The sequence below is a fragment of the Ruegeria sp. B11 genome (assembly GCF_056539785.1).
The window spans coordinates 87,141-109,858 of sequence record NZ_JBQFVO010000005.1 but is presented as its reverse complement, the minus strand read 5'-3'; the positions used below and the strand labels follow the sequence as shown (position 1 = coordinate 109,858).

General features: G+C 55.8%; 19 protein-coding genes. 12 read left to right on the top strand and 7 right to left on the bottom strand.

The annotated features are described in order from the left end of the window. Positions 1-4: 4 nt before the first annotated feature. From ACR0I1_RS16510 to ACR0I1_RS16500, 3 genes are read left to right on the top strand one after another with little or no spacing between them, the layout of a single operon-like run. Positions 5-1,423 carry an aminobutyraldehyde dehydrogenase gene (locus tag ACR0I1_RS16510; protein ID WP_480707346.1) on the top strand — a complete coding sequence of 473 codons (1,419 nt, stop codon included), beginning with the start codon at positions 5-7 and terminating at the stop codon, positions 1,421-1,423. Continuing rightward, positions 1,423-2,163: an SDR family NAD(P)-dependent oxidoreductase gene (locus ACR0I1_RS16505; RefSeq protein WP_480707345.1), complete on the top strand. Its 741-nt coding sequence runs from the start codon at positions 1,423-1,425 to the stop codon at positions 2,161-2,163. The genes ACR0I1_RS16510 and ACR0I1_RS16505 overlap by 1 nt, the downstream gene beginning before the upstream one ends. Beyond that, a complete protein-coding gene (locus ACR0I1_RS16500; protein ID WP_480615304.1) occupies positions 2,163-3,095 on the top strand; it encodes a 3-hydroxyacyl-CoA dehydrogenase NAD-binding domain-containing protein in 933 nt (310 codons plus the stop codon). Before ACR0I1_RS16505 ends, ACR0I1_RS16500 begins: the two co-directional genes overlap by 1 nt. On the opposite strand, the gene ACR0I1_RS16495 is transcribed toward ACR0I1_RS16500, so the two are convergent. Beyond that, positions 3,073-4,104 (bottom strand): GlxA family transcriptional regulator, encoded by a 1,032-nt coding sequence (locus ACR0I1_RS16495; RefSeq protein ID WP_480707344.1) that lies wholly within the window; start codon positions 4,102-4,104, stop codon positions 3,073-3,075. The genes ACR0I1_RS16500 and ACR0I1_RS16495 overlap by 23 nt on opposite strands. Before the next feature lie 50 nt (positions 4,105-4,154). On the opposite strand from ACR0I1_RS16495, the gene ACR0I1_RS16490 reads away from it, so the two are divergent. Beyond that, on the top strand, positions 4,155-4,601 hold the full coding sequence (locus ACR0I1_RS16490) for an alpha/beta hydrolase (protein WP_480707343.1): 447 nt from the start codon (positions 4,155-4,157) through the stop codon (positions 4,599-4,601). Between the two features lie 88 nt (positions 4,602-4,689). Here ACR0I1_RS16490 and ACR0I1_RS16485 read toward each other — a convergent pair whose 3' ends face one another. Next, complete coding sequence (locus tag ACR0I1_RS16485) at positions 4,690-5,634, bottom strand: alpha/beta hydrolase (protein ID WP_480707342.1); 945 nt, start codon at positions 5,632-5,634, stop codon at positions 4,690-4,692. A gap of 119 nt (positions 5,635-5,753) precedes the next feature. On the opposite strand from ACR0I1_RS16485, the gene ACR0I1_RS16480 reads away from it, so the two are divergent. The 8 genes from ACR0I1_RS16480 to ACR0I1_RS16445 all read left to right on the top strand — a co-directional run bounded on the left by ACR0I1_RS16480 (position 5,754) and on the right by ACR0I1_RS16445 (position 16,046). After that, entirely contained in the window at positions 5,754-6,344 is a 591-nt protein-coding gene (locus ACR0I1_RS16480) for a TetR/AcrR family transcriptional regulator (protein ID WP_480707341.1), read from the top strand. A 476-nt stretch (positions 6,345-6,820) separates the two neighbouring features. Further along, entirely contained in the window at positions 6,821-8,008 is a 1,188-nt protein-coding gene (locus ACR0I1_RS16475) for a hydroxymethylglutaryl-CoA reductase (RefSeq protein ID WP_480707340.1), read from the top strand. Next, positions 8,005-8,916, top strand: a complete 912-nt coding sequence (locus tag ACR0I1_RS16470) for a UbiA family prenyltransferase (RefSeq protein WP_480707338.1) — start codon at positions 8,005-8,007, stop codon at positions 8,914-8,916. Before ACR0I1_RS16475 ends, ACR0I1_RS16470 begins: the two co-directional genes overlap by 4 nt. Continuing rightward, positions 8,913-11,369 (top strand): PEP/pyruvate-binding domain-containing protein, encoded by a 2,457-nt coding sequence (locus ACR0I1_RS16465; RefSeq protein ID WP_480707336.1) that lies wholly within the window; start codon positions 8,913-8,915, stop codon positions 11,367-11,369. Before ACR0I1_RS16470 ends, ACR0I1_RS16465 begins: the two co-directional genes overlap by 4 nt. Then, positions 11,362-12,462 (top strand): DUF3419 family protein, encoded by a 1,101-nt coding sequence (locus ACR0I1_RS16460; RefSeq protein WP_170802190.1) that lies wholly within the window; start codon positions 11,362-11,364, stop codon positions 12,460-12,462. The genes ACR0I1_RS16465 and ACR0I1_RS16460 overlap by 8 nt, the downstream gene beginning before the upstream one ends. Next, a complete protein-coding gene (locus ACR0I1_RS16455) occupies positions 12,459-13,790 on the top strand; it encodes a hypothetical protein (protein WP_480707334.1) in 1,332 nt (443 codons plus the stop codon). Before ACR0I1_RS16460 ends, ACR0I1_RS16455 begins: the two co-directional genes overlap by 4 nt. Further along, positions 13,787-14,632 carry a hypothetical protein gene (locus tag ACR0I1_RS16450; RefSeq protein ID WP_480707332.1) on the top strand — a complete coding sequence of 282 codons (846 nt, stop codon included), beginning with the start codon at positions 13,787-13,789 and terminating at the stop codon, positions 14,630-14,632. Before ACR0I1_RS16455 ends, ACR0I1_RS16450 begins: the two co-directional genes overlap by 4 nt. Beyond that, the gene (locus ACR0I1_RS16445) at positions 14,625-16,046 is read left to right on the top strand and encodes an AMP-binding protein (protein WP_480707330.1); all 1,422 of its coding nucleotides are present in this window, start codon (positions 14,625-14,627) and stop codon (positions 16,044-16,046) included. Before ACR0I1_RS16450 ends, ACR0I1_RS16445 begins: the two co-directional genes overlap by 8 nt. Before the next feature lie 265 nt (positions 16,047-16,311). Here the strand turns inward: ACR0I1_RS16445 and urtE are convergent, their stop codons facing one another. The 5 genes from urtE to urtA form a co-directional block, all read right to left on the bottom strand. Continuing rightward, a complete protein-coding gene (gene urtE / locus ACR0I1_RS16440) occupies positions 16,312-17,007 on the bottom strand; it encodes an urea ABC transporter ATP-binding subunit UrtE (RefSeq protein ID WP_480707328.1) in 696 nt (231 codons plus the stop codon). 3 nt (positions 17,008-17,010) lie between these two features. Then, the gene (urtD, locus tag ACR0I1_RS16435; RefSeq protein ID WP_170424910.1) at positions 17,011-17,751 is read right to left on the bottom strand and encodes an urea ABC transporter ATP-binding protein UrtD; all 741 of its coding nucleotides are present in this window, start codon (positions 17,749-17,751) and stop codon (positions 17,011-17,013) included. Beyond that, positions 17,748-18,977, bottom strand: coding sequence for an urea ABC transporter permease subunit UrtC (gene urtC, locus ACR0I1_RS16430; RefSeq protein WP_170424908.1), 1,230 nt, complete (start codon positions 18,975-18,977; stop codon positions 17,748-17,750). Before urtC ends, urtD begins: the two co-directional genes overlap by 4 nt. A gap of 3 nt (positions 18,978-18,980) precedes the next feature. Beyond that, positions 18,981-20,933 carry an urea ABC transporter permease subunit UrtB gene (gene urtB, locus ACR0I1_RS16425; protein ID WP_480707326.1) on the bottom strand — a complete coding sequence of 651 codons (1,953 nt, stop codon included), beginning with the start codon at positions 20,931-20,933 and terminating at the stop codon, positions 18,981-18,983. A gap of 62 nt (positions 20,934-20,995) precedes the next feature. Beyond that, entirely contained in the window at positions 20,996-22,276 is a 1,281-nt protein-coding gene (urtA, locus tag ACR0I1_RS16420) for an urea ABC transporter substrate-binding protein (protein ID WP_170392782.1), read from the bottom strand. Positions 22,277-22,718: the final 442 nt, after the last annotated feature.

Here is a 22,718-nt window from a genome sequence, read left to right as displayed (position 1 = left end):
GCATATGCAGACGAACATGTTGATTAACGGCGAAATGGTTGAAGGCACCGGCGACGCCTTGAACATCCTGAACCCTGCAACAGGAGAGGTTATTGGTACCGCAAAAGAAGCCAGCGATGCACAGATCGAGGCGGCGGTGCGCGGCTCAGCAGAGGCATTTGAGACCTTTTCGGTTACGACCCCTGCAGAACGCGCTACAATCTTGCGTCAGATAGCTGATGTTATCGAGGCGAACAGCCATGAGTTGGCAGAACTTGAGAGCCTAGATGTGGGAAAACCCTGGCCATCGGCTCATGATGATGAAATGCCGCTGACGATTGATGTCTTTCGCTTTTTCGCCGGGGCTGCGCGCACCATGATGGGGTCTGCCTCTGGAGAGTATGTCGCGGGTCATACGTCGATGATCCGGCGCGACCCCATTGGCCCTGTCGCCGCCATCGCCCCTTGGAACTACCCGCTGATGATGGCGTCCTGGAAGATTGCTGCACCAATTGCGGCAGGATGTTCGGTGGTGTTGAAACCGTCCGAGATCACGCCGCTATCTACTCTGCGACTTGCAGAACTGTTACAAGATGTTCTGCCAAAAGGCGTGCTTAACGTGATCCATGGTCGCGGGCCCGGCGTGGGGAATGCCCTGATGAACAGCCCACAGATGGAAGGGATCAGTGTTACGGGTTCTCCGGCGACAGGCATGGCTGCAATGCGGGCTGCTTCCCAGAAAATTAAACACGTTCATCTGGAATTGGGCGGCAAGGCGCCAGTCATTGTCTTTGATGATGCTGATCTCGATGCTGTGGCCGAGACGATCCGATATGGCAGCTACTTCAATGCCGGTCAGGACTGCGCACAGCCTTGCCGCGTGATGGTTGCAGACAGAGTTTACGACAAACTTGTGGCCGCGATTGCCGATCAGGTTGGCCAGATCCAGATCGGTGCACCGAAAGCTCAAGGAACGGAAATGGGCCCGCTTGTCTCTGCGACACAGCGGGATCGTGTAGCGGGTTTTGTGGATCGCGCGCGCAGCAGCTCTGAAATCGTTTCCGGTGGGGTGTCTGGCGAAGAAGACGGCTTTTTCTACCAGCCGACAGTCATCGCCAATGTCGACAACACAGCAGAGATCGCCTGCAATGAGGTTTTTGGACCCGTTGTAACTGTCTCTCGGTTTTCTGAGGCAGAAGATGCGTTGAAGACCGCCAACAACGGACCTTACGGGTTGGCCTCATCGGTTTGGACACGAGATGTTGGGAGAGCAATGCAAATGACGTCCAAGTTGCGCTATGGATTCACCTGGGTAAACACGCATGGGGTTGCGACCCCCGAGATGCCATGGGCCGCGATGAAGGGCTCAGGCACGGGCAGCGATATGTCGGTCTATGCGCTGGATGCTTACACCGCAGTCCGTCACGTTATGGTGGCACACTGATGCGGTTAGCTGGGAAACGCGCCTTTGTTACCGGCGGCAAACAGGGCATTGGTCGCGGCATCGTTGAGGCCTTCGCAGCCGAAGGTGCGGCTGTCGCCACCTGCGGGCGCGGCCCTAAGCCAGATGATCTACCGGATCACGTAGCATGGTATACGCTGGATGTATCCAATCCCGAAGCGGTTGCACGTACTGCCCGAACAATCGGCCTGGTAGATATCCTGGTAAACAACGCCGGCGTTCAGGTCGAAAAAACAGTGACCGAAAGCTCAGACGCGGATTGGGATTTGGTGATGGGAGTAAACGCACGAGGCGTTTTTAACTGTTGCCGCGCCTTTGTTCCGAAAATGTCTCAGGGTGGTTCGATCATCAACATTGGTTCGATCTCGGGCAATGCCGCTGACCCGTCGATGGCGCTCTACAATGCTTCAAAAGCGTTTGTGCATGGGCTTACACGCTCTGTCGCGGTAGACCATGGACCTGCGGTGCGCTGCAATGCAATCTGCCCGGGATGGATTGAGACGGGCATGCTGGACGCAGCATTCGAACTCGCCCATGACCCGGAAAAGGCTAGATCAGACGCGCTGGCACGCCATGCGGTCAAACGCTTTGGTAAGCCCGCAGACATTGCTGCGATGGCTGTTTGGCTAGCTTCTGACGAGTCGTCTTTTGCGACTGGCCAACTGTTCACTGTGGACGGTGGTATGACTGCGGCATCCCCCCTGAATCCGGGACTGTTCTGATGTCGGAAATCGAAAGAACCGCCATTCTCGGAGCCGGTGTCATCGGGGCAAGCTGGGCAGCGCTGTTCCTCGCGTCGGGTCGCAGTGTGACTGTATTTGATCCCGATCCGAACGCTGAGGCATCCGTCCGTAAATACATTGAAAAGGCGTGGCCTGCGTTGGAAGAATTGGGCCAAGTTGGCCACGCCACCCGAGATGCGATCACCTTTGCACCGACCGCAGCTGAGGCCGTGCGAAACGCGCAGTTCATTCAGGAGAATGTGCCCGAGCGGTTGCCGATCAAACATTCCACCTATGCGGAAGTTGAGCCAGAGTTGGGTGCTGATGCAATAGTTTCAAGCTCAACATCCGGCTTAACACTCGAGGCTCTCCAACAGGGATGGCGCGATCCGAGTAAGCTCATCTTAGGTCATCCGTTCAACCCGCCACATCTCATTCCGCTGGTCGAGTTGACGGCGAACGACGCAACCGGTTCAGATGTTCTAAACCGAACAGAGACGTTCTACGAAGATCTGGGTAAAGTCACGATCCGGATCAAGAAGGGCATGCCAGGACACGTCGCAAACCGCTTACAAGCTGCAGTATGGCGCGAGGCCGTCCATATGGCGATTGAAGGCGTTGCGAGCGTCGAAGACATCGACAAAGCGATGTGGGCCGGCCCGGGATTGCGGTGGGCCGCGATGGGTCCGACGACGCTTTTCCACCTGGGTGCAGGCGACGGCGGTCTGCGGGCCTTCTGTGACCATTTCAAGGATACATTCAATGGCTGGTGGGACGACCTGGGCAACCCTCGTCTTGATGAGGATGTCATCAATAAACTGGTCGATGGCATTAACGATCAAACTCAAGGGCAAAGCACCGAAGAGTTATCAGCGCAACGCGACAAGATGCTTACGGCGATGCAAAAAGCTACCCAACACCTTCGGACTTAATATCAGGCTTGAACATTGGCCACGCGCGGAACTCGAATGGAGTACGGCCTTCAATACGGTCTGCAGTTGGTGTGAGGCCAAAACGGCTTCGATATGCCCGGCTGAAATGAACTTGCCCGTTAAATCCTGATGCTTCTGCAATCTCGCTGAATTTCAGCTCTGTTTGGGTTACTAGTCCACGCGCGCGATCAAGGCGTATGTCACGGTAGTACTCGATCGGCGACTTCTGGACATATTGCCGAAACAATCTGCTAAGTTGTCGTTGCGAAATCTTCAACCTCGCTGATATTTCAGGGATCGACAAAGTGGCTTCCAAATGTGCCTCCATCAAGTCGATCGCGTCCCTTACCACCCCAGAGGTGACATACCCCAGTGGCTCCACGTCTTTGGGGTTCTGTGATTGGCCCTCACCGCGTACATTGTGATGAATAAGATATCGCGCAGATGCATTGGCGATACTCTCACCATCGACAGAGTGCACAAACCGCAAACCCAGATCAGTCGCTGCGGAACCCCCGCAACAAGTGAACATCTTTCCATCCATAACAATCATGTTCTCTGACACTGTGGTATCATGGGCCATTTCAGCAAAGGCATCGATGTGCTCATAGTGAACCGTCGCTGTCTTGCCGTTAAGCAGTCCAGCAGCCGCAAGAACAATCGCACCAGTATCCAAGCCGCCAACGATTGCTCCGCACGCCTCCCACTTCTGAAGGGCCACCTTAAACTGAGATGTTCCGTGACGTTCAGGTGACCAACTTGTACTCACCAGAACCAGCCAGGGCTTGCGCCCCGTCACGGCCGCCAATGGGGCAGTGTCAACGACTAGGCCGCTGCTAGACTCAACTGGTCCACCGAGGTCCGAGACATAGGTCCAAGAAAATCGAGCCGAACCTGTCAGGTAATTGGCTATTCTGAAAGGATCCACGAAAGACGTAGTCGCCGAAACATTGAAATGCGGACTCACCAGGACAACGATATCTAGCTTGCGATCAATTGGATGGATCATGGCCGATTCTGTAAAATGGAGTCCAAAATTGTCAATTGTGTTTCGCAGGAGTGCAAAAGTTACCAATTCACGGGCTCAGTGTCGTGATGCACACCATGACGGAATGCCTCAAATACATTGATGACGTGAAAGCGTTTGTTTGCACGCAACCCGCGTCCATCAATGTCATGTCAAAGGTATCGATGGACGCGATGGGGCTGGCTGCGTTTCATAACGTTCTGGGCGAAGAGATTGAAAAGATTAAAGGCTTGCCCTTGGACAAAATGACCCCTCATCTTCACGCCAAAAACGTTACCATGCCGACATACACTGTGCAGAACAAGGATGATGTCTGGACGATCCCCGAAGACGTTCAGACCACTTTTGACCTGAATCCGGGTGAAGAAAAGAAACTGCACTGGATCGAGGACGGCGATACGCGGCGCTTCATCGGCTACAACTTCTTCGGGGAACATCCCGAAACGATGATTGAGTTCTTCGACAAGCACATGGGATGACGGTAAAATTCCCGAGTGCACGATCAATTGATACGCGCTCCATCAATCGAAATGGCGGAGGTCACGGAATGACCTCCGCCTAATCTGTTTATCTGCCAAAGAATTCAGCAACAGCGTCCGTCGACGCCTTCACAGCATCTGGCTTGTAGTAGAAGTCCACGTGGCTGAATTCATCGAAAGCCAACTCCTCATGTTCATTCGTCAACTTCGCGACAAATTGGGTGGAGCACGGCGCTGTAAAGGCCGTGCTGCTGTAGATGGTTAGGGACGGCTGCACGATCTTATCGGCATAAGCCTCTCCAATGGAAATCAGAGACTGCATGCCCTGATCGCCGATATGCATGTTGGTATAGGTCGGAACCGCAACCGGGCCTTTGACTCCATCGCGTCCGTAGTAGTCATAGGATTCTCCGGCCATCGGGTTGACACCCGATCCAACAAATTCTTCTCGGGTTTGCTCATCATTTAGCCCAAATGGTTCGACATAATCCGGCTCGCCGGTTTCATACATCTTCTGCATCGAGGCGTTCGAGGCCGCGATTTGCTGATTGACCATATCGCGGTCGGTCCATTGAAAACCATCAGCCGCCATCATGCCCGACACCATGGCGATCTTCTTGATGCGATGATCGGTCACGGCGGCGGATGCGATGATCGAGCCGCCTTGGCAAACACCCAGACCGTAAATCTCGTCAACGAACGGCAGAGTGCCGAGGTAAGACACGGCGTCCCAGGTGTTTTCGATCAGCCGGAACATGTAGCGGGATTGCTTGTACTCTCCGGGCAGCGCAGGGGACGAGCCCATGCCGAGGTAATCGAAACCGAGGTAGATGAAACCCCGCGCGGCCATTTCCGGCCCGTAAGTAGCCGGGATCTGATCTTTGACCTGAGGGAACGGGCTGGCCCCCACGATGGCCTTGTAGGTCTTGGTCTCATCAAAGCCCTCGGGCAGGTAGAGATCGCCCGCCAAATCCACGCCAAAGGATTTGAAGGTGACTTCGTTTTTGCCCGCTGTGAGATTTTGAGTTGTCATGGTCTTGGTCCTTTCGGGATCAGGCAGCATTGCGCCTTGCTAAAGTAAATCGTTGTGTTTACTTATGGTGATGGGCAGTGTTTTGTAAACATGTCTTTTTACTTTTTGAGGCTGAAATCTTGAAGCGCACTGAAAAAAAACGAAAAGATATCATCGACGCAGCCATCGATGAATTCAAAGAACAGGGGTTTCTGGGGGCCAAGACCACCTCCATTGCCAAAAAAGCGAACGTATCGAGTCGCACGCTCTACAATCACTTCGAGAGCAAGGAGGCCCTTTTCGAGGCGATCTCACAGATCATGCTGGAGCAGAACCGGAGCATGGAGCCAGTGCCCTATGATCCGGATCGAGACTTCGTTGAGCAACTGAAGAACGCCTTGTGGCGCTACATTGGGGTGATCACCGATGAGACCGCCATCGGATTGAACCGGATGGTCATCTCAGAATTGATCCGTGACCTTGAACGTTCCCGGCAATTCTTCACTGAAACAGCAACACATGATTACCCAATAACGAGGCTGATCAGCGAAGCCATGGATGCAGGCGTGATCCGAAAGGCTGATCCGGTTCTTGCGACCAACCAGCTTCTGGCGCTTGTAAAAAACTTCTTCTTCTGGCCAGAGTTCTTCCTTGGCGAGAACCCGACGCCCAAAGATGTATTGGACGATTGCGTCGCGATGTTTCTGGCACACTACAAAGCAGACGTTTGATCGGTCATCACCGAAACAGATCTTGGATGGCGGGTTCTTGCACCCACCGTGTGAATGACGGCATAGTAATGAACCGAGTAGCTCGCTGGTCATAATGTTTGATGCGAGATCTGGTTGTACCTCAGGTAAAGAGCAAGGCATCTGAAAAGCACCCCCAGTTTGAACGCTTAGCGTTTAGTTTCAAAAGGGTTACACTCCCTTTTTGCGATGCGTGTCGCGCCAAGATCATCGTCCTAAGGCCTACCGGAACTTTCAACTGCGACAAATGCGAGACCCTTTAGGATCAAACACTTGATCGATGAACATTTGACTGGATTTCGATCAAACGACTGATAACTTGCCTCGCAGCGGTTTTTGGTTGCAACAGCGTTGCACAGAAAATCTATTGGAGCGCGCTATTGGTAATTCCGTTTCATGTCCGGGAAATGCTTCAACGCATAAAAGCACGATTTGATGCTGACCAGATACCTCAGCAGATGGCGCCAAGCGATGCAGAGTTTTCAACCTTACGCCCATCTCGCAAGCCGACCAAGGAGATGGTCGCACGATTCTGGGAGAAGTTGAAACCAACGGCCAGCGACAAGGATCAGGCACAAATTGCAGATTCGGCGGCTATCGAAAATGCCGAAACCTATGGCGCCAATATCGAGAATTTCATCGGGACGGTTAAGCTTCCAGTCGGGGTTATTGGCCCCTTACGCCTGAACGGAATGAACGCCAACGGCGACTTTCATGTCCCCCTCGCAACAACCGAGGCAGCGCTGGTCGCATCTTATGCCCGGGGCGCCTACGCCGCCACTCGGTCGGGCGGTATCAGTACCGCTGTTTTATACGAAGGCGTGCTGCGGACCCCGGCCTTTGTGTTCGATAGCCTGCTAAGAGCGGGGCAATTTGTGGATTGGGTGGTGACCAATGTTGACATGCTCAAATCTGCGGCCGAAGCGACGACCCGTCATGGCAAGCTTGTATCGCTGGAGCCATTCATTGACACCAACGTCGTTTTCCTGATTTGCCGCTATACCACTGGTGATGCTGCAGGTCAGAACATGGTGACAATCGCCACCGACGCCCTTTGCCACGCAATCGCGGATAGCTGTCCTGTTGCGATTGAGAACTGGTATGTCGAAGGTAATTTCTCGGGCGACAAAAAGGCCTCGGCGCTGGGGTTGGTGACGGGGCGCGGGCGGAAAGTCAGCGCCTCGGTTACGCTTCCGGCTGAGATTGTCGAAAAGACACTGGGAACGACGGTCGAGGCGATGCTGGACTATGGCCGTGTCGCCAATCTGGGCGCACATTTGTCTGGCCAGTTTGGCGCACAGGCGCATTATGCCAACGGGCTGGCTGCGTTCTATATCGCAACCGGACAGGACGCGGCCTGCGTTGCCGAAAGTGCAATGGGCGTCACGCGTATGGAACCTAGGGGCGGCGATCTATTCTGCTCGGTTACGCTTCCGAATATCCTTGTCGGCTCGGTTGGCGGCGGAACCGGTTTGCCAAGCCAGGCAGCAGCACTGAACATACTCGGTCTACGGGGCAGCGGGTGTGGCACGGCTTTGGCCGAAGTTGCTGCGGCCACGTGCTTATGCGGCGAAATCTCCATTGTCGCCGCGATTGCTGCCGGTCATTTCACCCGCGCCCATGAAAGTCTGGCCCGCCACAGATGAGCTTTCAGAACCGATTTTGGATTTACCAATCCGAGCGCTTTCCGCTTAAGAAAACCGTCCCCCTGTTGCTGGTGTTTTCCTCGGCCAGCATTTGTGTGTCTGCCCGTCTGGCAGACCGCCCCTTGCCCGAGTGGCCTGCCTTTGCCGCCGGTTTTGTGCTGGCCATGGCGCTGTTCTTCCAGATGCGGGTCTGTGACGAGTTCAAGGACGCCGAGGATGACCGACGTTACCGACCCAACAGGCCAATCCCACGCGGATTGGTCTCACCAGGCGAAGTTTTGAGCTTGGGCTTATTGACCATTCCAATTGCACTTGCGGCTGCCTGGTTCTGGCACCCGTCGGTTTTGTGGCTGTTGGGCGCGGTTTGGATCTGGCTCGCTGCGATGACAATTGAATTCGGTGTCCCGGCCTGGCTGAAGGCCCGGCCGGTTCTGTACCTGCTCAGCCATATGGCAATCATGCCCTTGATCGATCTATTGCTGACTGGCCTCGAATGGCTGCCGGCAGGCGGCGCGGCACCATCAATATGGCTGTTCCTGGCGTTGTCCTTTGTGAATGGCTGCGTCCTTGAGATCGGGCGGAAATTGTGGGCGCCCGAAAACGAGATCGAAGGGGTCGACACCTATTCCTCCCTATGGGGTCCGCGTACGGCGGGACGTATCTGGATCGGCTGCGTTCTGTTATCCTACGCGCTTCTCGCCGGCACAGGAAGCGCCACCGGGGTTGGCTGGCCAAGCGCCCTGATCGGCACACTGGCGCTGGTTCCCTGCGGGGTTGCTGTATTCCACTACAGTCAGACACCCACTGAGAAAGCACAAAACAGGATGGACGCTGTTTCCGGTCTGTGGGTATTTTTCAGCTATGCCACGGCTGGTTTCCTACCCTACCTGATCGGAGCCGTAGCATGACTTTCATCGTCGACCAAATGGATGCCAACGACATCTCTGTGGTTGGAGGCAAAGCGGCAGCCCTGTCGCATCTGTCACAGCACGGGTTTTCCCCGCCCGCATTCTTTGTCATCACAAATGACGCGTTTCGTATGGGGCAATCGGGCCTGATCGCGCAAAAAGGCCTGCGACCGGCGGTGTCCACCGCGCTTGAAACACTCGGGTCCGGGCCTTACGCGGTACGCAGTTCTGGCCAGTCCGAAGATGGCGTGGACCACAGCCATGCAGGACAGTTCGCAACGGTCCTGAATGTTCCCGGCAAGAGTGTGATCGCGGCGGCCAAGCAGGTTTGGCAATCCGGTTTCTCATCAACGATCGAAACCTACCGCGCGGTCAAATCCGGTGGCGAGGCCGAGGCCCCCGCAATCATCGTGCAACGCATGATCGATGCCAAAGCGGCCGGGGTAGCCTTTTCCGCCGATCCGGTCAGTGGCCGGCGCGATGTGGTCGTGATCTCAGCGATTGACGGGCTTGCAGAGCAGCTTGTGTCGGGGAAAGCGGACGGAGAAGACTGGGTCATCGATGCAGATGGCGTACCGGAAAGCGCTCCTGACGCCCCTGCACATTTGACCGTCACGGAGGCGCGATCCATCGCGGCCCTCGCCCGAAAGGCCGAGGCGTTATTCGGTTCTCCTCAGGACATCGAATGGGCCATTGATGCGCAAGGGCTGCATATTCTGCAGGCCCGCCCGATCACCACGGCCCTGCGCCCTGCCCCGCTCGAAGATCAGACGCTTACCATTTTCGACAATTCCAATATCGTCGAAAGCTATCCGGGCATCGTCAGCCCGCTGACTTATTCCTTTGCCCTGCACGTGTATTCTCAGGTATATCGCGCTTTCGTTAGGCTGCTGGGCGTGTCCCGGCACACGGTCGCGCTGAACCCCACTGTGTTTGACAATTTACTGGGGCGGGTGGACGGGCGCGCCTATTACAATCTGATCAACTGGTATCGCGCGCTGGCACTGTTGCCCGGGTTTTCACTGAACCGCAACTATATGGAAACGATGATGGGCGTTTCTGAACCGATGCCGCGTGAGGTCACGGATGCTCTTGCCCCACCCCCCACCACCGGCTGGCACAAGATCGTGGAGTACGCGAAACTGGCCAAGGTTGCGGGCGGCCTGATCTGGCAGGCCATCCGCCTACCGCAGACCCGGCGTGATTTTTACCGCAGGCTGAACGACATATTACAGACGGGGCTGAACGTGGATGCCTCTAACGCGACCCAACTGGCTGTGGAATACCGGCGCATTGAAAGCACTCTGCTGGATCGGTGGGATGCCCCGCTGATCAACGATTTCCTGTGCATGATTGCCTTTGGCGGCTCGCGCAACCTGCTGCAAAAGTGGCTGGGCGAGGCCGGGTTGACCCTGCACAACGACCTCATGATCGGGCAAGGTGATATCGTTTCGGCGGAACCCGCGCAACGCATCGCCCGGATGGGAGAGTTGGTTCGGCAGGCAGGGCTTGCCGCTCCTTTGAAGGCCAATGCAAATCTGTCGGTTTTGTCAGGACACCGACAAATCGAAGCCGAGGTTGATGCGTATCTTGAGAAGTTCGGCGACCGGTGTACGGAAGAGCTCAAGCTAGAAAGCGTTCCGTTACGCGATGACCCGACCAGTCTGTTGCTGGCCATTGCAGCCAGCGCTGAACGTCCACCTTCCGGGCGTCAGGACGGCGATGAACCGGACTGGAAGGCTCTGTTTCCGTCAAACCCACTCAAACGGTACTTCGCCAAATGGATTTTGGGCTGGACCAAGGCGCGGGTGCGCGACCGAGAAAACCTGCGCTTTGAACGCACGCGCATATTTGGTTATGCGCGGCGCGTGTTTCTGGGCATCGGCCGCGAATTCGCTGCGCGTGACCTGCTTTCATCGCCAAAGGATGTATTCTTCCTGACAACACATGAAGTTCTCGGAGCAGTCGAAGGTTATAGCCTGACATCTGATCTGAAAGGCATCGTTGCGCGGCGCAAACTGGAAGACGAAGCCTCGTCCCGACGCCCCGACCCGCCGGAACGCATCGAAATCCGTGGCCCCGCCATCGCGCCGGTCTGGTCCGAGAGCGTAGACGCCGAGGTGGACCCTGCACGGATGAAGCAGGGCACGGGCTGTTCCGCAGGTCAGATCAAGGCGCGCGCGCGCGTGATCCGCGACCCGCGCACCGAGGCCTTGAACCCCGGAGATATACTTGTGGCGCGCCACACCGATCCGGGCTGGATCGCCGTATTCTCGAACGCATCCGCCATCGTCGTCGAACGGGGATCTCTGTTGTCACATTCTGCGATTGTCGCACGCGAACTGGGTATCCCCTGCGTGGTTGGCCTGAAAGGCGCCACAAACTGGATCGAAGATGGCGAGATGATCCGGGTCGACGGGGCAAGCGGTGCGGTGGAACGCTGCGATGGGTAGCAGTGAGATTGAGAAAAAGGCGGATTTCGACCATATCCGCTATGCCCAACTGTGGGAAGACGCGGATGTTCTCACCTCCGCCCTGGGCGATTGTGCGGGCAAGACATTGGTCTCCATCTGCTCTGCCGGGGATAATGCGCTGGCAATGCTGACACTCGATCCCGCGCGCGTTGTAGTTCTGGATCTTTCACCGGCCCAGATCGCCTGCCTTAAGCTCAGGATCGCGGCCTATAAGGTGCTGACCCATCCCGAATTCATTGAACTCACCGGCTCGCGGCGAAGTACCCGACGGGGCGCATTGCTGAACCAGGTTTTGGAAGCCACAGATGCCGAAACGCGCGCGTTCTGGCGGACTCTGATCACGGAAGTCGAAAAACACGGCATCGGTGGCGTCGGCAAGTTCGAGCGTTATTTTCGCATCTTTCGAACTTGGCTACTGCCTCTTGTGCATTCACGCCGAACGATTGACGCAGTGTTTGTACCCCGCTCGCCCGCAGAGCGACAGTCGTTCTTCGACACACGGTTCAACACGGTGCGATGGCGTCTTTTGCTGAACATCTTCTTCTCTCGCCTCGTCATGGGTCGCATGGGCCGGGACAGTGCGTTTTTCGATCATGTCGAGGGTAGCCCGGCCCAACATGTCGCCCGCCGCATCCGTCATGCGGGGGTCACCACCGATCCCTCGCAAAATCCCTATCTGCACTGGATTCTCAAAGGCGATCATGGCGACGCGCTGCCAATGGCGTGGCGTCCCGAGCATTATGAGACAATCCGATCCCGGTTGGATCGTCTCGACATCCGCCTTGGATCGCTTGAGGCTTTTGTGTCGACCGACGAAAAAGCCAGAGGATTCAACCTGTCCGACATCTTCGAGTACATGTCGCCCGAGACCTTCCATCAGGTTTACGGGTCGATCCTGACCGCTGCAGAGCCAAATGCCCGACTAGTCTATTGGAACATGATGGCACCCCGGAGGGTTCCGCCGGAATTCAGAAACAAGGTTGAAACCCTGACCGACATCGAAACACAGCAGAAGGCCCGCGACATGGCATTCTTCTATTCGGATTTCGTCGTCGAAGAGTTTCAACCGTGACTGTTATTGGGCAGATTCTGCTGGCGGCGGGGTCGGTGCTGGCTCTGGTCGGCGTAATGATGGTCATACGCCATCTGGCCAATACAGCGGGCCTGAAACCCGAAGTGCAGCGCAAGCTTATGCATGTCAGCACCGGCCTATTTGCGTTGCTGCTGCCCTGGTTGTTTCCCGATCGCTGGCCGGTTTACATGCTGATTGCGGCCACAATCCTGGTGATGCTGGTGCTGCGCCTGCCTCGTTTTTCGTCGGGTCTGGGTGCAACTTTGCATGGTGTGGATCGTACGTCCTACGGCGACTTTCTGCTCGCCCTGTCAGTTGGGCTATGCTTTCTGCTAGCCGGGGAAAACACGCTGTTCTACATCCTGCCAATCGCCGTTCTAACACTGGCGGATGCAGCCGCTGCGCTTGCCGGGACCACGTATGGAACCAAACGCTACGTGGTAGAAGATGGCGACAAGAGCTTAGAAGGGTCCGTGGTGTTTTTTGTCGTAACGCTATTGGTTGCGATCATCTGCTTCTTGTTCTTATCGAAACTCCCGCCATCTAACATCATGATGTTGTGCCTTATGGTTGCGGCTTTTGGCACATTGGTCGAGGCACAAAGCTGGCGTGGGTTTGACAACCTTTTCCTGCCGCTTGGCTTGTTGATTTTCCTAAACGGCCACTATTTCAGCTCTTTGGCAGAGCTCGCCCTGTTGGCCGCCATGTTCTTTGCCGCCCTTGCCAGTTTTGGCGTGGTGGGAACCAAACTGGGCCTGACCAAACATGCGACCCGTGTGTATGTTGTCGCGGTTTTTTTGCTACTGGCCGCCGCAAAGCTGCAGAACACAGTACTGCCGATCATGGTTCTTGCCGCACATGGCTGGGCGCGTACTGCGTCGCCTTGTGACAGTAGGTACCCCGATCTGGATATCATAGCCGCCTTGGGGCTTTTGGGGTTCGGTTGGCTTGCGGCTGGAAATGCAACGGGATGGGATGCAGTTTCCTTTTTTGGGCTCAGTGCGATGGGGTTAGCTATGGGGCTCACTGCTGTGGCGCTGCGTCCCATTCCTGTTGTTATACCACTTGCTGCGGCTGTCCTTTATTTCATTCGGACTTGGGCTGTTTCCCAGAATTCTGAACAGTCGAACTGGGTCGAACCGCTGACGGTACTGGCCCTGTTCTCATTAGCTTGTTCAGCCGCAGCGCCGTTGCTCCGACCACATTGGTTCGAAAAAGATAGGGTGCTCAGGCTGACGCTATTGGCCCTCGCGCCGCCGTTGCTTTATTACGTTTGGATCGTTGCTGGATCGCTAAGTGCTGGGTTCTTTGCCGGAGTTTTTTCATGACCAAAGAGAACATCAGAACGGCGGATGCAAAGCTGACCGTTTATCTGAACGGTCCGAACTGGGAAGGCGCGCGCGCCGCGACCTTCGGCGATTTTTCCTGCAAAACGTCCGAAGCCGGTGCCGAAATCCTGCGCAAAGGGATCGAGAGGGTGCAAGACGCAGGCCTGGATCGCATCATCGGGCCGATGTCAGGCGATACCTGGCACAGTTACCGGTTCGTCTCGGATAGCGACGGGTCCGCTCCGTTCCTGATGGAGCCTACCAACAAACTTCATGAGCCGGGGGTTTTCCAGTCGGCAGGATTTACAGAGATCAGCCGGTATTTTTCGGCCCGGGTGCCGTTGCGGACCGCCGCTGGATCAGCACCGCCAGAAACCGATGGTTTTGTCGTGGAAGAATGGGATGGAACAGACCCCGAGGCCCTGTTTCGTCAGGTCTTTAAACTTTCAATCCGTGCGTTCTCAAACAACGCGTTCTACAAGCCGATTGCCGAGGCAGATTTTCTGGCCATGTATATGCCAGTTGTGCCGATGATGAAGCCCGACCTGATCCTTTTTGCGCGCCGCCATGACGGGACATTGGCCGGGTTTCTGTTTGGCATTCCCAATTATGCCGAAGGCCCCAATCCGGCATCCGCAATCCTCAAGACCTATGCAAGTCTCGAACCGGGCGCCGGACGGCATCTGGCTCACCGGTTTCACAAGGCGGCGTTCAGGATGGGGTACGAAACCGCCATTCATGCGCTGATCCATGATGACAATACCTCCGCCGACCGCAGCGCAGCGGAAGGCGCGACAATATTCCGGCGCTATACCTTGCTTGGACGGAAGCTGAATGGCTGACCTGCTGTCCCAATTCGCCGCGGCGGTTAAACGGGTTCCTGACCGGACAGCCATAGTGGACGGCAAGGGCCGCGAGATCACCTTTCAAACCCTGCGCACGCGCGTTCAGCACTTGGCAGGTCGGTGGCAGGACAAGGGTATCCAGTCAGGTGATCGCGTGTTGTTGGCCATGCCTGTCAACGCGGACCTATATGCGAGTCTGGCTGCGCTTTGGACTCTTGGCGCAACCGTTGTCTTACCAGAGCCAGCCTTGGGGCTGGCCGGTCTGCGCCACGCCGCCCGAACAACGAAGCCAAAAGCGTTCTGTGCAGCGGGTGCGTATTCTTTGCTGAAATTTCTGGTTCCGGATCTCTGGGCCCTGCCCCTGCTGACGCCTGGTAAAAGCCGCAGCAACCCGGTGGCGCAAAAGGTACAACCGGACGATATCGCCCTTATTTCCTTTACTTCTGGTACTAATGGCCAGCCCAAGGCCATTCCGCGCTCGCATGCGTTTCTGATGGCGCAGCACGATGCCATCGCACCCCTCCTCGACAGCCGCAAGGCCGAGCGCGATCTGGTGGCCTTTCCGGTGTTCACCCTGATCAATCTGGCGGCCGGGCGCACAAGTGTTTTACCGAACTGGAGGTTTAGCAAGCTGGACCGATTGTCGTCCGTGCAGTTGGAAAGTTGGCTTCAAACGCAACAGATCACCCGGGCCCTCATCCCACCATCGCTATGTGAAAAACTGATTCAATCCGACGATACCGGTCCGTTGCACACGGTGTTCACCGGCGGCGGTCCGGTGTTTCCGAATCTTGTCGAGGCGTTGAGAACCCGGCACAGTCTGTCGGTTGTGTGCGTCTATGGGTCGACCGAGGCTGAACCGATTGCCCATCTCGACGCCGCGGATATCACTGTGAAGGATCACCACGACATGGCTGTTGGAAGGGGTCTTCTTGTGGGATACCCAGTGCCCGAAATCACGCTCCGCATCCGCGACAATGAAATTCAGGTCGCCGGCGCACATGTGAATGACGGGTATTTGGACCCGACCCACTCGAAGAACAATAAAATCGAAGAAGGTGGTGTCATATGGCACCGGACCGGTGACGCTGGCGCGCTGGATGATGACGGGCGTTTATGGTTATGGGGGCGCGTCGAGTCCGAAATTGAAGTCTTTTCAGGTACGCTCTTCCCCTTTGCTATCGAAGTCGCGGCACAGCGATGGCCAGGTGTAGATCGATGCGCGCTCGTCAATACCAAAGCAGGCCCCACACTTTGCGTCCAAGGTTCCGCGGATCACATCGACGATTGGAGTGAATCTGCGCTTGGTTTTGGCGTTCCAAATGTGATTTCGATTAAGAACATCCCTATGGACAAGCGTCATGCCTCCAAAGTCGATCGTACGAAACTTACACGCATAATAGAAACCTGACGCAATATGGCTCGTAGGCCACTGAGCCTGCACGCCACTACCCAAATTGCGATACAAATTGGGGGAAAGGCCAAGCATAACCTCAGTACGATATGAAGTCCTTCACTTGATCAAAACAATTCTCCGCTCAAGGCAGGGGTCAGCGAACGACGGTATCTCAAAAGGAAAAACTGTTAGTACTTAACATGTTCGTAGGGTCAAACTATGTCCCGAACTAAATCTGGATTTCATCCTTCACTTCCGAAAGCAATTTCAAGTATCAGCACTAGACTGTTACAGCCTGCAGCAACTCACCGCGTGTCACGTCTTCCCTGGTGCCGTTGCTTATGACTTCTCCTCGTCGCAACGCGATAAATCTGTCGGCAAGTTCATAGGCAAAGTCAAAGTATTGCTCCACCAGAATGATTGCCATTCCGCTCGTGGTTCTGAGGTGTCGGATGACTTCGCCTATCTGTTGGATGATGTTGGGCTGAATACCTTCGGTCGGCTCGTCCAACAGAAGCAGGCCTGGTCGTGTTATCAATGCCCGTGCAATCGCCAGCTGTTGCTGCTGACCGCCAGAAAGGTCACCTCCGCGACGGTTTTGCATCTGTTTGAGGACCGGGAACATATCAAATATATCACCTGGAATGAAATGTTCGCTGGCAGGCAGACAGGCATACCCCGTTTCAAGATTTTCGCGAACTGTGAGCAAAGGAAATATCTCACGACCTTGTGGGACATAGGCCACACCTTTCCACGCCATTTGATGAGCAGGCAGGACGCCCAGAATTTCCCCGTCCAGTTCCAGACTGCCGCCCGATCGCGGATGCGTACCTGATATTGCTTTCATAAGGCTGGTTTTCCCGACACCATTGGTCCCCATGACGCAAGTCACTTCACCTTGTCTGGCTTCCATGGAAATCCCGTTGAGGATTTGCGAATGCCCATAATGCAAAGTCAGTTCTGTTAGCTTCAGCATTGTTTAGCGCCCTAGATATACGTCGATGACGTCCTGGTTAGATGTCACGTGATCAAGACTGCCTTCAGCCAAGGCGGACCCTTCGTGTAGAACCGTGACTTTGCAATTCAGGCGTCGTACAAATTCCATATCGTGTTCCACCACGACAACGGCACGGGTTCTGGCGGCTTGTACTAGCAAGTCGGTGGTGTGTTCGCGCTCCTGCGGTGTCATGCCAGCGGCAGGCTCGTCCACCAGCAAAAGTCGTGGCTCCTGAGCCAGCAGCATGCCAATTTCCAGCCACTGCTTTTGACCGTGGCTCAGTTCACCAGCTTTGCGGCTTAAACTCTGATTCAGACCGATTTCGACAGCCAGATCTTCAACTTTTTGCAAATCGTCAGTGGAGGTTCGATAGAAAAGCACGTGAAGCCAGCCACGTTTGTTCTGAAGCGCCATCAACAGGTTTTCCTGCACGGTCTGGTCTTCGAAAACCGTGGGTTTCTGAAACTTCCTTCCGATCCCAGCCTGCGCGATCTTTGCCTCGGACAGCCCCAACAAAGATACCGATTTCTCCCCCCAGATGACACGTCCTTCATCGGGCCGGGTTTTACCTGTAATGATGTCCATGAACGTGGTCTTGCCTGCCCCGTTTGGGCCGATCACGGCGCGAAGCTCGGCCTCGCCGATCTGAAACGACAAGTTGTTGATAGCACGGAAACCATCGAAAGTGACCGAAACGCCGCTAACCTCAAGCAAAGTGCTCATTCGATGGCCTCCTTCTCGCGCAGAGCGCCGTCATCCGGTCCCAGATTTGCCCCATGCCTGTCCGGGTGGCGGCTGTCGGTCCACAAGTCGAACAATCCTCCGATACCCTGCGGGGCGAACAGCGTAACCAACACAAAAGTTATGCCCAATAGCACCTGCCACCAGTCGACCCATTTGATCGTGTAAAATCCAAGCGGAATATCCGGGGCCTGTCCGCCCGTGAACCACGTGCTCAGAAGACTGACAAAAGCTGCACCAATTACCGCGCCATACAATCGGCCTCGTCCACCGATGGCGACCCAGACGGCCAAATAGATCGAGGCGATAGGGGCCATTTCCTCGGGATTGATGATGCCTGCTTGCGGGTAATAAAGCGCGCCGGCAATGGCTGCGATACAAGCAGTCAGGGTGAAGACGGCCAGCTTGAATACCTCGACTGAATAGCCAAGGAAGCGCACCCGTGCCTCGTTATCGCGAATGCCGCGGATGACCGAGCCGAACTTGCCTGACACGATCCAGGCTGCCAGCATATAGCCCAGACCCAAGGCCAGCGCCGAGGCCCAGAGGAACCAGATCGACACCACGTCCTGCGAGGCGGTGACACCTGGCAGGTTCTGCAGGCCGGACAAGCCGTTGTTCCCACGCAACCCGCTGTCGTTCTGAAACAGATACAGGGCCAGTGCCAACGTCATCGCCTGTGTCAGGATCGATAGGTATACACCGGTGACACGGCTCCGGAAAGCCAACCATCCGAAGACCAGCGCCAACAGACCCGGGACCAGCACAACCAGGATCAGTTGCAGGGTCAGGCTGTGGGAGAACGCCCAGATCAACGGAAACTCCGACGATCCGACAACGCCAAAGACTTGTGTTCCAATCGCGTCCACCACTTCGGACGACGTCGGTGGAATTTCGGCCTGTGCCAGCGAGTCGACCACGATCAGGCGGGTGCGTTCGTACATCAGCCACATGCCGATCATGTAGCCCCCCAGCCCGAAGAAGGCGAAGTGACCCAGTGACAGGATGCCGGTGAAGCCCCAGACCAGATCCATCGCCACTGCGATCAGGCAAAGGCACAGGGTTTTGCCCAGCGTTTTGACGAAACTGGTCGAGATTACACCGATCCCGAATCCCTCGGACAGGATGGTTACGCTCAGGGTGAACAGGGACAGGATGGCAAGAAAGACCAGCACGGATGGGTTCTTGGCGATAAAGCTGCGTTCCATGGCTCAATCCCCCGCCGCGCGACCCTTGAGGGCGATAATGCCCCGCGGCCGAAACTGGATGAAAATGATGATGAAGATGATCATGTAGGTTTGGGCCGCGAGGGTGTTCGACGGGTTCATCCACTCGATCCCCTTCTGCAGGAAGCCGATCATGCCCGCACCTGCAAGCGCGCCCCAGATGTTACCAACACCACCCACAACCACTGTCATGAAACTTTGCACGATATAGTCGCTGCCCAGATCGGACGTGACCTTGGCGAATAGGCCAATCGCGACCCCGGCGATGCCGGCAATGCCGGAGCCAAGCCCAAAGGTCAGCATATTCACTCGCCCGGGATTAATCCCCATTGACGCCGCCATGCGCGAGTTCTGCGTTACTGCACGCATCTCAAGCCCTAGCCTCGTCCGCTTGATGATGTAGAGGAAAAGTCCCAGAAAAATAAGCGCCAGAACGAAGATCGCAATGCGGATGTAGCTGATTGAAACCACGTCATTCAGCATCCACGAACCATCCAACCAACCTGGAGCAGTCAGCGGGCGCGCCTGCGTGCCAAAGATATTCTTGGCCAGTTGCTGTAGGGCAATTGAGATGCCGAAAGTCGCCAGCAACGTCTCCAACGGGCGAGCGTAAAGCCAGCGGATCACCAACCGCTCCATAGCGACGCCCATCGCGAAGGTGACGGCAAAAGCCATTGGAATAGCAACCATGATCGAAAGCGTATGATCAGGGATAATCTGCTGCACCACGTAGCCAGTATAGGCACCCATCATGATGAACTCGCCATGGGCCATGTTGATCACGCCCATCACGCCGAAGGTGATGGCCAGACCGATGGCGGCGAGGAAATAGATCGACGCCAGTGAGATCGCGTCCAGCGTCAGGTCGAGTGTTTGGTTCAGGCCGACCTTCAGTTCGATCTGTTGCAGGGCTTTCTCTGCTGCTTCAGTGACCTCGGCAGATGGCTCACTGTAGGTTTCGAAGAATACATGCGTGTTAACTGCAGCGTTGACATCCGCCTTCGTGACCAAGGCTGGCACAGTCCCCGCCTCTGCCAGAGAGGTATACGCACGCGCGCGCATTGCATCTGAATTCAGCTGTGCGACGGGAGTACCACCTACACGACCACCTTCTATATTGGCCGCCAGTGCCGATCTGATATCTTCCGCCGAAACACGCGGTGCGGCCAGGTTTCCTGCAACGAGCAAGTCATATGCTTCATCAGACGTTAAGGCGTCTGACCCCGCTTCAAGAATAACGGCGACGTTCAGGTCCTGGGGCAATTCGGTAGCGGCTTGGCGGGCAGTGACGACCAACGGGTTCAGAGCCGCACGAACGTCTACGCCCAGATCGCCGGACATTTCTTCGATTGCGGCCACGCGGGCTGCGGCATCTTCGTCAAAACCGATCGTCAGCAACCGTTCCAGCCGCTGCTTTTGCGCCTTCAATTCTGCTTCGGGTTCATCCCCTATCGAAGCGCGAAGTGGCTCCAAGAGTGCACTTTCGGGATCACGTTGGATGGATTGCAATGCGGCCAGACGTTTTGCGCGATCCGGATCGGTCAGTTGGAACCGGACCAGAGCGGTCCCGATCATCGCGCGGATACCGCTGTTGGGCTTCAGCTGCCTAAGCTCGGATTTCTCAAATGTACCGACGACTTCTCCGGTATCGAAGTCGGTCAATTCATACGACCGCCCCTCTCCTTTCTGGCCAGCGAAGAACAGACCGTCCGACTTGCGCATCCACATGTTCTTGGCTGCCCATGTCTCAAGCATCACTTGCGCTTGGGGCAAGCCGCTTGACGCAATCGCATCAATCGCCGGTTTGATCGTCTTGCGCGAGCTTTTGGCGATGATCTCCTGATGCTCTTGCAGGATCGGTTGTAGACCGACCTCTTGAGCGTTGGCAGTCAGGCAGGCGCACAGGATTGCGAGGCCCGCAAGGAAAAGTCGTACCATGTGGTGAAACCCGAATGTCTTTTGTGGCAAGGCGGGCAAACAAACCCGCCTTGCGTGGTCTGTTAGTAGTTCGACAGGGTCTGAACGCAGGTCTTGGTCTCGGTGTTGTACATACCGCAACCCAGCTCTTTCCAATCCGAGACGAGCACAGCCGACTCCGGCAGGAAGTCGGTCCAGGCGTCACCCGGCACGACATCAGTCTCACTGATGATATCGAACTGGCCGTCTTCCTGAATCTCACCGATCAGAACCGGTTTCGCGAGGTGATGGTTCGGCAGCATCACAGCGGTGCCTCCGGTCAGGTTCGGGAATTCCTGCCCATACATCGCGGCGCGCACGGCATCGACCTCGGTCGAACCGGCCTCGGTCGCGGCGTTTACCCACATGTTGAAGCCGATGTAATGCGCCTCCATCGGGTCATTGGTCACACGTTCATCACCCATGGTGGCTTTCCAGGTGTCCACAAATTCCGCGTTGGCCTCAGTATCCGCCGACTGGAAGTAGTTCCAAGCGGCGAGGTGACCGACGAGGTTGGTGGTGTCCAAACCGGACAGTTCTTCCTCACCGACCGAGAAGGCCACGACCGGAATGTCATCTGCCGAAACACCAGCCGCTGCCAATTCCTTGTAAAAACCAATATTGGCGTCACCATTGATGGTCGAGATCACACCGACTTTTTTACCATCCGCGCCCAGCGCGACCACGTCCGCCACGATCTTGGACCAGTCGGAATGGCCGAAAGGCGTGTAATTGACGAAGATATCTGCTTCCGCGATACCTTTTTGCTTCAAATAGCTTTCCAAGATATTGTTGGTGGTCCTGGGGTAGACATAGTCTGTGCCGAGCAGAGCGAATTTCTCGACCCCCAGTTCCTCCAGGAAATAGTCCGTGGCGGGGATGGCCTGTTGGTTCGGAGCGGCACCGGTATAAAAGACGTTTTTAGAGCTTTCTTCGCCCTCATACTGGACCGGATAGAACAGAAGACCGTTTAGTTCCTCGATCACTGGCAGAACCGACTTGCGGCTCACCGAAGTCCAATTGCCAAAGATTACATCCACCTCATGGACGGTTAGCAGCTCACGCGCTTTTTCGGCAAACAGAGGCCAGTCAGAGGCCGGGTCGACCACGACAGCTTCAAGCTGTTTACCCAACAGACCGCCCTTGGCGTTTTGTTGGTCAATCAGCATCAGCATGGTGTCTTTCAACGTCGTTTCCGAGATCGCCATCGTACCGGAAAGCGAATGCAGCACTCCAACCTTGATCGTGTCTTCGGTCGACAAGGCGGCGGTGGCCATGACAGCAAATACTGCCGATCCGGCGAGTGTGGATTTGAGCGATTTCATGTGATCCTCCTGGCGGGGCCGGGAGAGAGGGCTTGCACAAAGGCACACTCTTCTTCTACCTGATCCCCGCAACTGTTGTTGCGTTCCGTGTGGCGGTTGTGTTCGAGGTCCAATTCGCGCAGCCGTCACACACCCCCGGGTCATCTCCGCGGTGGCACCCATACGGTTTCTGCATCGCAGCAAGCTTGGCAACTTACCTTTAACCCAATTCGAAAAATCGGCGCGATGCGCCTATTTTTTCATCCAAGACCGAGGTCGCTGTCTAAAATTTAGCCGCGCGATGTCGAATTAAGCAGATTTCGACTCTGTAGATTAGTGTTCCGCCCCTTCAACAGAGAAACAAGTGGCACCAATCAAAGTTCCAAAGGTGCCCTATTACCCACGTTGCAGCCATATTGCCTATGCACAGTGCTATTCCACCGCGCGCTGCAGGCGCCGTCAG